Below are 13,842 nucleotides of genomic sequence, written 5' to 3'. Positions count from 1 at the left end.
TTTTCATTTTCAATCTATATAATCGACACTCAATAACACCTGTTCCAATATATTGATATGGACTTCAACGATATTCAGATCAATTCATTTGATATCGATTTTGCATATTTGGCGATGACCAGAGACAAGATTCCGTTTGCGTGCTGCCCAGAGAGAGAGGGGATTGGTGAAACCTTCTTCAGCGAACGGACCGGAATTACCCCTCTGCAGCCGTGAGCTCGAACCCAGCTTTATTCCTGTTTCGGACCAAGCTGTCAGTAGAGTTCACCGCCTGATCCCCGATAACGGATTCCAATGAGGGTTATGATGTTCTTGCTTGCGGCGGCTGGTCGTGTTCAGGAGCATTCATAACCAAATTAGGGTGGAACCACGAGCTGAGCGCACTCGTCCCTTTTCCGGGACGGGTGTTTTTTGCGCTTCAAATTTGAGTATTGGAGAGTGGTTCACATGAGTAATCCGAATAATAACAGCCAATCCAGCAACCCATTGAATAACCAACAACAGCCCCAACATCCGATTGAAATTCGCTTACAAGGCGGAGCTGTACGTTCTTACGAGGCAGGCATCACTGTAGGAGCGGTCGCATCATCCATCAGCACAAGTCTGGGCAAACAAGCCATCGGCGGAATCGTAAATGGTAAGAATGTCGATCTTGACTGGGTTCTTGAGAAGGATTGCGAACTCGTCATCGTTACTTTGGACAGCCCAGAAGGTCTGTATCGTTACCGACACAGCACTGCTCATGTACTTGCGCAGGCTCTCAAACGCATCTACGGTGCGGAACAAGTAAAGCTGGGCATAGGACCTGTCATTGAAGATGGATTCTATTACGATGTCGATCTGGAGCATGCTCTATCGATCAGTGATTTGGCTGCCATTGAGCAAGAAATGAACAAAATCATAAAAGAAAATGAGAAAATTAGCCGCCGGGTAGTTAGCCGGAAAGAAGCACTTCGTATCTTTGGAGAGATTCAGGACCCGTATAAGCTTGAACTCATTCAGGATTTACCGGAGGACGCTGAGCTCTCGATCTATGACCAAGGGGAGTTTTTCGATCTCTGTCGCGGCCCTCATCTTCCGTCCACTGGTCGGATCAAGGCATTCAAACTGCTGAATGTGGCTGGTGCATACTGGCGCGGCAACTCGGATAATAAAATGCTGCAACGCATTTACGGCACTGCTTTCCCGAGCAAAGCCCAATTGGAAGAACATCTGCACATGCTGGAAGAAGCGAAGAAAAGGGATCACCGCAAACTGGGTAGGGAGCTTGAACTTTTCATGTTCTCGGAAGAAGCACCAGGTATGCCGTTCTATCTGCCCAAAGGCATGACTGTCCGCACAGAACTGGAGCAATTCTCCCGTGAATTGCAACTACAGGAAGGCTATCAGGAAGTTCGCACTCCCCTCATGATGAACAACCGTCTGTGGGAGCAGTCGGGTCACTGGGAGCATTACAAAGACAATATGTATTTCTCGGAAGTGGACGATGCGACTTTTGCCCTGAAACCAATGAACTGTCCCGGACACATGCTGATTTTCAAAAATACACTCCATTCCTATCGTGAGCTGCCGATTCGTATGATGGAATTCGGTCAGGTCCACCGCCATGAATTCTCAGGCGCTCTGAACGGCATGATGCGGGTGCGGACTTTCTGTCAGGATGATGCCCATCTCTATGTGATGCCAGAACAGATCGAGGAAGAGATCAATCAGGCGATTTCATTGATCGGTCGCATGTACGACATCTTTGGTTTCGAGTACAACATTGAGTTGTCCACTCGCCCGGACGATTCCATGGGATCGGAAGAGCTATGGGATCAAGCAGAAAGAGCATTGCAAAATGTACTTGATCGGCGCGGTGTGAAATACCGCATTAACGAGGGTGATGGTGCCTTTTACGGTCCGAAAATTGACTTCCACATTCTCGATGCACTAAAGCGCAGCTGGCAGTGTGGAACAATTCAGCTCGATTTCCAAATGCCCGAGAAATTCGATCTCACTTATATTGGCGAAGATAGCCTGAAACACCGGCCTGTCGTGATCCACCGTGCCATCTATGGTTCAATCGATCGTTTCATCGGCATCTTGACTGAACATTATGCAGGTGCATTTCCTCTCTGGCTCGCACCTGTGCAAGTGAAGCTGCTGCCAGTGTCAGATCATTACGCAGATTATGCGCTTCAAGTTCAGAGCCAGCTGCGGGCTGCTGGTATTCGGGTAGAAACAGACTTGCGCAGTGAGAAGCTCGGCTACAAAATCCGTGAAGCTCAGATGGAAAAAGTCCCTTACTCGCTCGTACTTGGGGAAAATGAGAAAAATGCCTCATCCGCCTCTGTCCGTGCATACGGTCAGGGTGATCAAGGCATTCAGCGCATTGAAGCATTCATTGAGCTGATTCAGCAAGCTGTGAAGGCCAAAGCTTAAGCACTCAATCAGGAATCGGCTGAAACTTAACTTTAGAGGCGGCCCGTTAGTATGGAAAACGGCTGCCTCTAATTATGTGGAAACAAGTAAGCCGCCTCTTCCACTTCGAACAATCAGTAATTACAATTTCTCTTCGGGTCTAAGTCCAACTTGCTCTTCACTCCATGTCCAGAAACGCTCAGCATCTGCCGCATCCAGCGCATGGGCTTTCAATTCCTGGTCCTTTTGTTGATAGAAGTAACGCCCGGTTACCCCGGCGACTTCAGGACTTGTAGCAAGATAGATGGCCGTTTGTGCTCCTTCTTCCGGTGAAAGGAAAAACGGTAGTTTGCCCACCAAAGCCATAATTCGTGTGCCAAAACCGGTATTGCGGTCCACGCCAATACTTGTCCCCACCGCACCGGGATGGAGGCAGTTAACCGTGATTCGGGTTTCCGCCAATTTGCGGGCCAGAACACGGGTGAACAACACGTTTGCCAGCTTGGATTGAGCGTAACTTTTGATTGGATTGTAACCTTTGTGCAGATGGGGATCCTCGAAATGGATTTTCCCGGCTTTGTAGGCACCAGACGAAACATTCACAATACGCCCCTGCTTCGCAGACTTCAAAGGTTCGATCAGGAGTAAGGTAAGCAGAAAATGTCCAAGATGGTTAATACCGATGGCTTGCTCGAAACCGTCGGAGGTTTCCTGGCGCTTCAACAAGACGACACCCGCATTATTAACGAGAACGTCAAGTGTATCGTAACGCTCACGGAAGGATTGGGCAAAATGACGGATGCTTTCCAGTGACCCCAGGTCACACAGCATCAGTTCAATCGCAGTAGAGCCGGACTGACGCAGCGCCTCCTGCAGTGCCTGCTGTCCGCGCTTCTCGCTGCGGCATGCCATAATCACGTGATACCCTTGCCTTGCAAGTTCGATGGTGGTTGCCAAACCCATACCTGAGTTGGCTCCCGTAACAATGGCTGTCTTTGTCGACATCAGTTATTTCCCTTCTGAACCAGAGGTTCTTCATATTTTAGAACAGTCATCCTCTTGTTTTTTAAAGCACTGCTGACGTCAATATGAGATAATTGAAAGAACACATATTGGTCTTATAGGGAGGATACGTATGCTAACCAAAGAAGACTTCAAGAAACTGAAAAAAGAAGCGAAACTCGAGATTGCACTAATCGAACAGGAAGATCAAAATCTCCAGCAAAAGACAGACTCATCCCTGTATGAAAAAGATAACCTGTGGAACGATGAAGAGATTGGTGAGCTTATCCAGAAACGGAAAGAGCGAAAATATAGTTCATGGACGATTGAATTATGCACGATTATTGAAGACCTGCTGAATCAACTATACCAGCAAACGTATCAAAAAAAATTTAATTCGATCCAGCTGATGAAAACTCCTGCATACCGTTCATTATCCAATATCGAGATCCTTCAGGCTGAATTGAAAAATCAGCATCTTTCCCTGAAATCGGAAGAAGTGAAATTTGAAGAAGAAATAGCCAAAGTGTTTCAACTGAGAAATAAACTTATTCACTCCAACTTTTCTTTTGCTTCCATCATTAGAGAAAATCACGATGTAAAGCAAGAGTTTGAATCCATCCTGGATACGGTGAAGAAGTATAGAAAACACTTGAAATATAATCAGCCAGAGAACTGACGAATGCATGATACATGGTCATTCACAACAAAGGAGGTGCTCCGGATTCGCTCCGGAAACAACTATGAACAATCAATACATGGAAATTACGGTTCTAAATCTTCATATTGTCACACCTGCGGGTAAAAACCCGATCTACCCTGTTATGTTGCGCGATGAAGATGGTATTACGCTTGTGGATACAGGCATGATTGGGCAATTCGCCGAACTTCAATCCGCACTGGAGCACGAAGGCGTTCAGTTATCTGATATCAAGCGCATTATTGTAACCCATTCCGATATAGACCACATTGGTAATCTTGGTGCCCTGGTGAATGCGATTGCGGAAGTGGAAATCTGGGCGCATAGCGATGAAATTCCGTATATCACAGGCAAAGAGCCCATGATCAAGTTCACACCAGAACGCAAAGCGTTGCTGCCCGAACCTATAGCGGAGCTGGCGGAACAATTGATCTCACAACGGACTGAGTTCAAAATCTCCAAAGTGTTAGAGGACGGTGACATGCTGCCTTTACAAGGCGGCATCCAGGTCATTCATACACCAGGACACACCCCAGGACATATCTGTCTGTACTTCCGGGAGCAACAATTCCTGCTCGCTGCCGATGAATTGCGTGTGGTCGATGATGAATTGGTGGGTCCTTCTCCACCCGCAACACCGGACATGCCTGAAGCACTGCGCAGCTTGAAAAGATTACTTGGCCTAAAGCTGGAGAAGGTGCTTTGTTACCATGGTGGCGAGTTTACCAATGACCCGAGTCAGCGCATTGCCGAACTCGCGGAGAGTGCGGACTAATTCGTACCTTCAACCTAAGTTATAATTACTTAAATATTGAAGCGAAGGGGCTGTCCCATACGTCATGTACATGGCGGGACAACCCCTTTCTCTTGTAAATGTTAAGGTTTCGGCGTCAGAACGATCAGTTGGTCATCCCCATCGCGTGGAGATCCCCTGCCATCCCGGTTGTTCGTGAGCACATATAACTTCCCGTCTTCTCCGGCAGTCACATTGCGAATACGTCCCCACTCGTCTTTAAAAATCGGCTCCACCTGCGTTACTTGTGTACCATCTTCGGACAGATTAATTTTAAGCAGTTGTTCACCCCGCAGATTGGCAGCAAGCAGCGATCCGGCCCATGGCCCTTCCTCTATAAAGACTACACCTGATGGAGCCCATGTTTCATCTCCACTATGCGCAAGCGGAGCCTGATATGTGCCCTTGTCATCATCGTCTCCCTCTACCTCTGGCCAGCCATAATTCTCACCAGCTTCAATGCGGTTAATTTCATCAAAATTACGCTGACCATGCTCTGTGGCATACAGATAGCCATTGTCCGGGTTCCAAGCCAGGCCCTGTGCGTTCCGATGCCCCATGCTGTACACAGGTGAATTAGGCCATGGGTTATCTTCTGGGATCGATCCGTCGAGACCAATCCGCAATATTTTGCCACCCAGGCTATCTTTGTTCTGGGCCAGCTCCGGTTCGTACCGTTCACCTGTTGTAATATAGAGCAGATTGTCCGGGCCAATCTTGATCCGTCCTCCATTGTGATTCACGCCGCCAGGAATGTCACTGAGCAGCTCCTTGTCCATGGTCGCCTTCCCGTCACTTACCTTCAAGCGCAATACCCGATTGGCAATGTCACCATCACCTTCCAGATAAGAATGGTATGCATACAGATAGCCATTATTGTCAAAGTCCGGATCGGCAGCAAGTCCAAGCAGGCCACCTTCCCCTTCTTCATTAAATGGTGCAGAAAAATCAATCAGAGGTTCAGATGCCAATTCTCCGTTCTCGATGACCCGAATGGTACCCGGTCGCTCTGTTACAAACATCCGTCCATCAGACACGCTTACCAACTCCCAGGGTACATTGAGTCCGCCCGCTAGCACAGAAGCCTCGTAAGGAATTACAGCATTCTCATCTGTTTCCTCTTCTCCACCACTCGCACCGTTATTACTACCTTCCGCTGCCTGTCCCTGACCTGTACCCTGTCCTTGTGATGTCTGCTGCGATTCTGTCGTCGGGTCACCCGAAGCACAGGCTGTTAGCAAAGCCATACTGAGTAACGAAGCATATAACGGAACGCTTAGTCGATTATTCATGAATACATCTCCCTTCTAATGTTGTTTTATCGTGTAATCCCAATTTCAGGGATTGTCCATTTCCAAAGTAGGTCAGTCAGTCAATAAATAAATAAATAAATAAATAAATAAATAAATAAATAAATAAGTAACCCTACGCGGTTTCGCCCTGTATTACCCTCCCCATCCGCCACTTAAACGGGCAACTAAAGCTTATTTTCGGTCATCATGCCTGCCTCCATTTGGATTTCTCCGACATTCTTCTATAATAGAAAGATAGAACGAACTGAAAGGTGGACATATAACTAATGAATCAAACTCCTTTATCCCGGCTGGAAGCTGGACTGTCTACACAAGGGTTGGACGCCATGCTGATTACAGATCCGAAACATATTTACTATTTAACAGGTTTTGCGAGCAATCCGCATGAGCGTTTCCTCGGGCTTGTTCTTGCTCGCGGCGAAGATCCATTGTTGATCGTACCAGCACTCGACGAGGAAGCTGCTGCAGCCGCTTCTTCGGTTTCGAACATTGCCACGCATTCAGATACGGACAATCCTTACGCCTTATTTGAGCGTTATCAAGGGCGTCTGGGCCGCGTAGGTCTCGAAAAAGAATACGTGACTGTCGCACGTTATGAACAGTTGACCGCCGCGCTGGGCGCTGCCAACTTTGAAGATGTCGGTCCTCTGCTTCGCACCTTGCGGGTGAAAAAAACACCGGAAGAAGTTGCTCGCATTCGCCATGCCATTCATCTGATCGAAGAGACGCTTCGTCAAGGACTGTCTCATGTTCGTACAGGGGTAACCGAAATCGAACTGGTTGCCGAAATGGAATACCAGATGAAGAAACTGGGTGCAGACGGCCCTTCATTTGATACCATGGTGCTCACAGGACCCAAAACAGGCTTGCCACACGGCACACCAGGTGAACGCAAATTGCAGCATGGCGATCTGTTGATGTTCGATATGGGTGTCTACGCTGGTGGGTATGCATCAGATATTACGCGCACGTTTGCCTTTGGTGACATTTCACCTGAACTTAAAACCATCTATAACACTGTGCTCGCAGCAAACGAAGCTGCCATTCGTGCAGTTAAGCCAGGTGTCACCTGTGCGGAAATTGACCGTGCAGCACGCCAGGTTACGGAAGAAGCCGGATACGGTGAACGTTTCCTGCACAGAGTTGGACATGGAATGGGCATTGACGTGCATGAATATCCTTCATTGCATGGTCAGAACATGGACATTCTTGAGGAAGGTACAGTATTTACGATTGAACCGGGCATTTATGTAACCAGTGCAGGCGGTGTACGTATCGAGGATGATGTACTTGTGACAGAGACGGGTGTAGAAGTTCTGACCACATATCCGAAAGAGCTGCAAATCCTGACGGACTAATCCTCTTTTGGGATCATATCACTTTCGTTTCCATTTTACTGAAGAAAATATGGTGTCATAACCAAAAGTCCCGCGAAACCATGAATGCATGGCTTTGCGGGACTTTTGTGTTGGATTGAGCATTTTACGTACGAATGAACTACGAATCTAGGTTTCATCCTTGAATTTAAAGCTTCGTGCAGCATATAGAAACGGGGTTCCTACCGCGGTCAATACAAATTTGATCACGTACGTCGTCAAGAAAATTTCAAGCCAGACGTCCCATGGATAGATGAAGGCAAACGCAATCGTGCAAAATACCAGCGTATCCGCAAAAGAACTGATGATCGAGCTACCGTTGGTACGTATCCACAACTGATTACGCCCTGGCGCCAACTTACGCAGCCAAGTGTACAGTCGCACGTCCAGGAACTGACTGATGAAATAAGCTGTCAGACTTCCGAGTGCCAGGCGTGGCAGCAGACCAAAGAGGGTTTTCATCGAATCCTGTGCAAAGTCCGTTGATGCTGGTTCAAAGAACAATACCATCTGCATCAACACGGTGGTCATAATCAAAGTGAAGAACCCGAACCATACGGCTTTACGTGCCTCACCTGGTCCATACTTCTCATTGAGCAGATCACTGGTCAAGTACATGCTGACATACATCGTATTGCCCAGCGTTAAAACGATCCCCATAATATCTATTGTTTTGGTCACCTGAATGTTGGCAATAACCGTTGCCACACCAATCCAGGCATATAGACCCTTTTTACCGAACAAACGGTAACACAAAAGAAAAAAGCCATACGTTACGAGAACAAAAAGCGCTCCCCATCCTAAATTAAACAATATAAATACACTGCCTTCCTAGTTTTGATTACGCGGGATGGTTACGAACCGCGGTTTGGCTCTGGGCCAAAACATGAATACTCTATCATATTTCCCCAAGGTTGAACAGCACTAAATAACTCCAACTGGCTTCAAGTGGTATTTACGGTATGCCGAGCGGATGCTAAAAGCAAAAAGCCGCCCTCCGGATTAACCCGAAGGACGGCTGTTCTTGCATAGCTTGTGGCAGTAACTGCCATCGCCTATTATGAATCTGAATTACACCTGAACGGCGGAATCCAGATCACGACTTTGATCATTGAATGTATCCTGATCGTTTTCTTTCAAAATTTTGCTGGATACGAGACCTGCGGTCATCGAATCGTTCACGTTCAGCGCCGTACGGCCCATGTCGATGAGCGGTTCAACCGAGATCAGCAATCCTGCCAAAGCAACCGGCAGGTTCATCGTGGACAACACGATCAAGGAAGCGAAGGTTGCCCCGCCGCCTACACCGGCTACGCCGAATGAACTGATCACGACTACCAGGATCAGGGTAATGATGAAGTCCCAGCTCATCGGGTCGATCCCGACCGTAGGAGCAATCATGACCGCCAGCATGGCCGGATAGATCCCGGCGCAGCCGTTTTGACCAATGGTCGCCCCGAAGCTTGCCGACAAGTTCGCAATCCCGTCCGAAACACCCAATCTCTTCGTTTGTGTCTCCACGTTAAGCGGAATCGCTGCCGCACTTGAACGGGATGTGAAAGCAAAGATCAGCGTTGGCAGAACCTTTTTCACATACGTAATTGGATTGAAGCCAAACAGTGAAATAATAATCAGGTGGATGATGAACATAACGATTAACGCCACGTAGGAAGCAATGACGAATTTGATCAGCTTCAGAATCTCATCCGGGTTCGTTGTGGCGGTTACCTTCGTAATCAGCGCCAAAATCCCGTAAGGCGTCAGCCTGAGCACCAGCGTTACAATCCGCATAACTACCGCATATACCGCATTAACCATGCCGCGGAACGTTTCCGCCTGCTGTGGTTTTTTGCGATCCAGTCCAAGCACAGCTACTCCGATAAAGGCCGAGAAAATAACAACAGCCAGCGTGGATGTACGACGCTCTCCGGTCATGTCCGCGAATGGATTCGACGGAATGAATTCCAGTACTTGCTGTGGAATCGTCTGGTCCTTCACGTCAACGAGACGTTCCTCCATCTTCTGCCCTTGTGCGAGCTCTCTGTCTCCACCTTCGATCTCAATGGAAGTCAGGTTGAAGCTCAAGCTGGTCACAATACTTACACTTGCGGCAATCGCTGTGGTGATGAGCAGGATTGCGATAATCGAAAGGCTCATTTTACCGAGATTCTGCTTGCCTTTCAGATTCATGATGGCCGAAATGATGGAAACCATAATCAATGGAATTACGACCATTTGTAACAAACGAACATATCCTGAACCGGCCAGATTAAACCAATCGACCGACTTGGTAATGATGTCAGAATCAGAGGTGTAGATCAATTGCAGAATGACGCCGTATACGACCCCAATGCCCAGACCCGCAAATACACGCTTGGTAAACGAAATATGTTTCTTCTGCATCCAGAACAGGACACCCAGAAGAGCGAGCATAACCACGACGTTCAAAATGATTAAAAAGGTATTCATCTGTATAAATCCTCCTCAGTGTGAGTAACCGGATCTTCCGGTTTTCTACTCGCTCAAAAGCGATATTCAACAATATATCACATAACAAACTATTCTGGTAGGTATTAATTGATATTATGTAATATGCGTGTAACAAATTCATCTATTTCTGAAAAAAATACACTGAATCGTGAAAATTATTGTATTCAACCTCCGGTTAATTTTGTAATATAGGTATATCCGCTTATTCCCAAGTTTTCTCAACGTGAAAATTAGGCCTTTCTTCGTTGGTATTTAGTCTTACGATAACGGAAAAGCGATAATGTTAATGAACATGACGTGAAAGGATGATTCTATGTTTCGAAATCGCACCGTTGCCGGTAAAATCAGAGGCACTTTGTTCCTCGTACTGCTGGTTGCTTCCCTGTTGTTTAGTATCAGTTTCTATGCTGTCTCCATGAATATTATGCAGAGCTACGTGCTTCCACAGTTCGACAAGGTCCTGAGCACGTCCATTCAGGATATATACAAGAACACATCCGCTTCTAAAATTTTGCAAGTACAGAGTGGCGGAGCTGGCTCTGAGGGCGCTGCACTGACCGTGGAATCCTATTTGGCTGGCAAAGCCAAAGAGCATAATCTGGACGGAGCATACGTTGTGTCCATTCAGGATGGTAAAGCTACCGTGGTCATCGCAAATACCTCCTCGGGCATGAAAGCCGGAGATGAGATTAAAGTAGAAGCAGCAATGAATGAGGCCACTGAGAAAAAAGAAATGGAAATTAGCCAGGTTTATGCCGATTCCTTCGGTGTACATAAAGCAGCCTTTATACCGATCGCAGGAAGTAACATGATCATGGCTGTTAGCATGGATGCCCAATTCATTCAGGACAAAATTGCACAGATCTTCTGGTTGTGCCTCGGTATCACGGCATTGGTCTTTGTGCTCGGATGGCTCATCTCGACTAGCATGATCAAACGTGTAACCAAGCCGATCATCAAGCTCGTTCAACATAGCAAACAAATATCACAAGGAGATCTGACTGCCGAGCTTCAGATTAAAGGCAAGGATGAAATTGCACAGCTCGCTTCAAGCTTCCAAACGATGACTCATAATTTGAAAGAAATGATTAGCCGCGCCCTCTCCACTTCCAATGAAGTTGTAGAAGGCTCCAATGATTTGCTCAAACGGGTAGAATCCATGTCCGGTATGGTGAAAAACTCCAGTCGTTATGCAGAGAGTGCCGAGAAAGGCAGCGTAAGTATCGCTTCCAGCGCAGCCGAAAATGCCAGAGCCATGGAAGAAATCACGCAAGGCATTATGCATATTGCCTCCTCTTCTGCCGAAGTATCCGAGCAGATCGGAGATGCGGCGAACGAAGCTGTTAACGGTAATCGACTGGCTCAGGATGCCATTCAGCAAATGGAACGTGTTGGCCAAACCGCGAGCGAATCTCTGCGTTATGTTGAAACGATGAACGAGCGTTCGATCGCCATAGGGACCATCGTTCAATCCATTTTTGAAATCACGAGACAGATTAACATGCTGTCCCTCAACGCTTCCATTGAAGCAGCGCGTGCGGGAGAGCATGGACGCGGGTTCGCGGTCGTTGCCGGAGAAGTACGCAAACTGGCAGAGCAATCCAAAACAGCTACTGAGGAAATCTCCGATTACTTGGGTACCATTCGTGAAGACGCAGAACGTTCCGTTGATGCCATGAACCGGGTAACCCAAGAGATTGGATCAGGTACTCATGTGGTTCAGCAGGCAGGCTCCGCATTCCAGCAGCTTAATGAATTGATTCAGAACGTCAATCTGACGATTCAGACGGTATCAGCCTCTACCCAGCAAGTATCTGCTGGAGCTGAACAAGTCAGCGCTTCCGTGGAAGAAACGGCTCAGATCACGTCCAAGTCCCGTCAAAGCATGCAAGAGATTGCTTCTACAGCGGATCTCCAACTGAATGAGATGGATTCCCATTCCAGCACCGTACGTCATCTGAATGAGCAAGCGGTAGAACTGCAAGCCGCCATGAAGAATTTCAAAATAAACTAACCGGAATACCTTTAACCCATTATTTCCATATTCGAATCAAACTTTAACATCAGGTACACAAATACCCCCATGCACAGCATTGTTCCAGGTTTCACGGAACGTTGCCACGCATGGGGGTATTCTTTTGGACTGCATATTATATAAATTGAACTATTATTCAGGTGGCTGAACGCCCATAATCTCGTATACACGCTGCATATCCAAGGAAGAACGTAATGATTCAGCTACACGGTCAAACTCCATTTCCTTGCGTTCACGTGCGCTGTATGTCTCCAGCAACGGAGCAAGTCCTTTTCCTTCACGCAAACCATTCAGCCATGAACGCCGGAACTGATCACTTTCAAACAAACCATGCAGGTACGTTCCCCATACTTTGCCATCGCTCGTGCCCCAGCCTTCATAAAAGGATTGACCTCCCGGATGGGCGATCTCGAACAAGGCCGTTAAACGTTCAGGCTCAAGACACTCGGTAACACCCATATGAATCTCATATCCATTAATCTTCAACGAGTTTGCAGGATCGCTTTCCTTAGCCAAACGAATTGGATGATGACTATGAACATACCCGGAGGCTCTTACCGTTTGTTTGTTCTGCAGAAAGGTTGTCGATAGGGGCAGCCATCCCAATCCATGGGCTTCCTGGATCTGATTCGCTTCTACCGCAAATGGATCTTTGAGACGCTGACCGAGCATCTGATATCCACCACATATCCCGACAAGTTGAACATGTTCACGCTCCGTCTGGCTGGCAATTGCTTGCTCCAGTCCTGACGCACGTAGAAATGCCAGATCACCGATGGTATCCTTCGTACCTGGAAGCAGAATGGCGTCGGGATGTCCCAGATCATCGGGAGAAGTCACGTATCGCACATTCACATCTGGTTCCCGGGAAAGAGCATCAAAGTCTGTAAAATTGGAAATGCGCGGATAACGAATTACCACAAGGTCCAGCTCCTGCTGACCGGATTTTCCATGTCGCATGGAGTCCAGCACCACAGAGTCTTCCGCTTCAATCTGAATATCACTTATGTAAGGCAATACGCCCAATACAGGTATGCCTGTCCGTTCTTCAAGCCAGTCCAACCCAGGCTGCAGCAAGGACAGGTCTCCGCGAAACTTGTTGATGATGAATCCTTTTACACGCTGAACCTCATGCGGCTCAAGCAGCTCCAGTGTACCTACAATGGAGGCGAAGACGCCGCCACGATCAATATCCGAGATCAGAATAACCGGAGCATCCGCCCATCCCGCCAGATTCATATTAACGATATCTCGATCCTTCAGATTAATCTCTGCAGGACTTCCCGCACCTTCCATCAGCACAATATCATACGTCGCGCGTAACCGATTCAGTGCATCCATAACCGTTTGTTTGGCTTCGGGCAGGAAATGCTGCCGGTAGTCCCATGCACTCATCTGTGTAAGAGGTACACCGTGCACGACAATCTGGGAATGCATATCCCGAACCGGCTTGATCAGGATCGGATTCATATCCGTCGTCGCTTCAATGCCGCTTGCCTCGGCTTGCGCCCCTTGAGCTCTTCCGATTTCCTTCCCGTCTTCCGTGACGTAGGAATTCAGTGCCATGTTCTGTGATTTGAACGGAGCCGGCCTGAAGCCATCCTGTTTGAATATTCGGCATAAGGCCGTCGTAATTACACTCTTCCCCACATCCGATGCCGTCCCTTGCAGCATTAATACTGCTGCCGTTTGTTCGGATGTTTGTGTAGAAGTATCTTCCACGTTCCCTC

The 13,842-nt window shown here is 47.6% G+C and carries 11 protein-coding genes; 6 read left to right on the top strand and 5 right to left on the bottom strand.

The annotated features are described in order from the left end of the window. Positions 1-57 precede the first annotated feature (57 nt). Together DC345_RS31550 and thrS are read left to right on the top strand one after the other, a co-directional pair. Positions 58-216: a hypothetical protein gene (locus tag DC345_RS31550; protein ID WP_181586427.1), complete on the top strand. Its 159-nt coding sequence runs from the start codon at positions 58-60 to the stop codon at positions 214-216. A gap of 231 nt (positions 217-447) precedes the next feature. Next, entirely contained in the window at positions 448-2,424 is a 1,977-nt protein-coding gene (thrS, locus tag DC345_RS00140) for a threonine--tRNA ligase (protein ID WP_258530406.1), read from the top strand. 120 nt (positions 2,425-2,544) lie between these two features. Here the strand turns inward: thrS and DC345_RS00135 are convergent, their stop codons facing one another. Continuing rightward, positions 2,545-3,408 carry an SDR family oxidoreductase gene (locus tag DC345_RS00135; protein ID WP_113051388.1) on the bottom strand — a complete coding sequence of 288 codons (864 nt, stop codon included), beginning with the start codon at positions 3,406-3,408 and terminating at the stop codon, positions 2,545-2,547. Positions 3,409-3,538: 130 nt separating this feature from the next. On the opposite strand from DC345_RS00135, the gene DC345_RS00130 reads away from it, so the two are divergent. After that, positions 3,539-4,084: a hypothetical protein gene (locus DC345_RS00130; protein WP_113051387.1), complete on the top strand. Its 546-nt coding sequence runs from the start codon at positions 3,539-3,541 to the stop codon at positions 4,082-4,084. Positions 4,085-4,148: 64 nt separating this feature from the next. Then, complete coding sequence (locus DC345_RS00125) at positions 4,149-4,880, top strand: MBL fold metallo-hydrolase (RefSeq protein WP_181586426.1); 732 nt, start codon at positions 4,149-4,151, stop codon at positions 4,878-4,880. A 101-nt stretch (positions 4,881-4,981) separates the two neighbouring features. On the opposite strand, the gene DC345_RS00120 is transcribed toward DC345_RS00125, so the two are convergent. Beyond that, on the bottom strand, positions 4,982-6,190 hold the full coding sequence (locus tag DC345_RS00120) for a PQQ-dependent sugar dehydrogenase (protein WP_113051386.1): 1,209 nt from the start codon (positions 6,188-6,190) through the stop codon (positions 4,982-4,984). Positions 6,191-6,477: 287 nt separating this feature from the next. On the opposite strand from DC345_RS00120, the gene DC345_RS00115 reads away from it, so the two are divergent. Then, the gene (locus DC345_RS00115; protein WP_113051385.1) at positions 6,478-7,569 is read left to right on the top strand and encodes a M24 family metallopeptidase; all 1,092 of its coding nucleotides are present in this window, start codon (positions 6,478-6,480) and stop codon (positions 7,567-7,569) included. Between the two features lie 147 nt (positions 7,570-7,716). Here the strand turns inward: DC345_RS00115 and DC345_RS00110 are convergent, their stop codons facing one another. Both DC345_RS00110 and DC345_RS00105 read right to left on the bottom strand, forming a co-directional pair. Next, positions 7,717-8,400 carry a queuosine precursor transporter gene (locus DC345_RS00110; protein ID WP_113051384.1) on the bottom strand — a complete coding sequence of 228 codons (684 nt, stop codon included), beginning with the start codon at positions 8,398-8,400 and terminating at the stop codon, positions 7,717-7,719. A 258-nt stretch (positions 8,401-8,658) separates the two neighbouring features. Next, complete coding sequence (locus DC345_RS00105) at positions 8,659-10,056, bottom strand: L-cystine transporter (RefSeq protein ID WP_099855238.1); 1,398 nt, start codon at positions 10,054-10,056, stop codon at positions 8,659-8,661. Positions 10,057-10,390: 334 nt separating this feature from the next. Between DC345_RS00105 and DC345_RS00100 the strand changes: the two genes are divergently transcribed. Then, positions 10,391-12,091 carry a methyl-accepting chemotaxis protein gene (locus tag DC345_RS00100; RefSeq protein WP_113051383.1) on the top strand — a complete coding sequence of 567 codons (1,701 nt, stop codon included), beginning with the start codon at positions 10,391-10,393 and terminating at the stop codon, positions 12,089-12,091. A 153-nt stretch (positions 12,092-12,244) separates the two neighbouring features. Here the strand turns inward: DC345_RS00100 and DC345_RS00095 are convergent, their stop codons facing one another. Beyond that, the gene (locus DC345_RS00095; protein ID WP_113051709.1) at positions 12,245-13,786 is read right to left on the bottom strand and encodes a cobyric acid synthase; all 1,542 of its coding nucleotides are present in this window, start codon (positions 13,784-13,786) and stop codon (positions 12,245-12,247) included. Positions 13,787-13,842 lie beyond the last annotated feature (56 nt).

The sequence above is a fragment of the Paenibacillus taichungensis genome, assembly GCF_003287275.1.
Taxonomy (GTDB): domain Bacteria; phylum Bacillota; class Bacilli; order Paenibacillales; family Paenibacillaceae; genus Paenibacillus; species Paenibacillus taichungensis_A.
This window is presented reverse-complemented; position numbering and strand designations above follow the sequence as displayed.

Excerpts from the sequence above, each read along its gene's own strand:
- DC345_RS00100 (WP_113051383.1), top strand. The coding sequence starts at position 10,391 with ATGTTTCGAAATCGCACCGTTGCCGGTAAAATCAGAGGCACTTTGTTC.
- DC345_RS00125 (WP_181586426.1), top strand. The coding sequence starts at position 4,149 with ATGAACAATCAATACATGGAAATTACGGTTCTAAATCTTCATATTGTC.
- DC345_RS00095 (WP_113051709.1), bottom strand. The coding sequence starts at position 13,786 with ATGCTGCAAGGGACGGCATCGGATGTGGGGAAGAGTGTAATTACGACG.
- DC345_RS00135 (WP_113051388.1), bottom strand. The coding sequence starts at position 3,408 with ATGTCGACAAAGACAGCCATTGTTACGGGAGCCAACTCAGGTATGGGT.
- thrS (WP_258530406.1), top strand. The coding sequence starts at position 448 with ATGAGTAATCCGAATAATAACAGCCAATCCAGCAACCCATTGAATAAC.
- DC345_RS00130 (WP_113051387.1), top strand. The coding sequence starts at position 3,539 with ATGCTAACCAAAGAAGACTTCAAGAAACTGAAAAAAGAAGCGAAACTC.
- DC345_RS31550 (WP_181586427.1), top strand. The coding sequence starts at position 58 with ATGGACTTCAACGATATTCAGATCAATTCATTTGATATCGATTTTGCA.
- DC345_RS00115 (WP_113051385.1), top strand. The coding sequence starts at position 6,478 with ATGAATCAAACTCCTTTATCCCGGCTGGAAGCTGGACTGTCTACACAA.
- DC345_RS00105 (WP_099855238.1), bottom strand. The coding sequence starts at position 10,056 with ATGAATACCTTTTTAATCATTTTGAACGTCGTGGTTATGCTCGCTCTT.
- DC345_RS00120 (WP_113051386.1), bottom strand. The coding sequence starts at position 6,190 with ATGAATAATCGACTAAGCGTTCCGTTATATGCTTCGTTACTCAGTATG.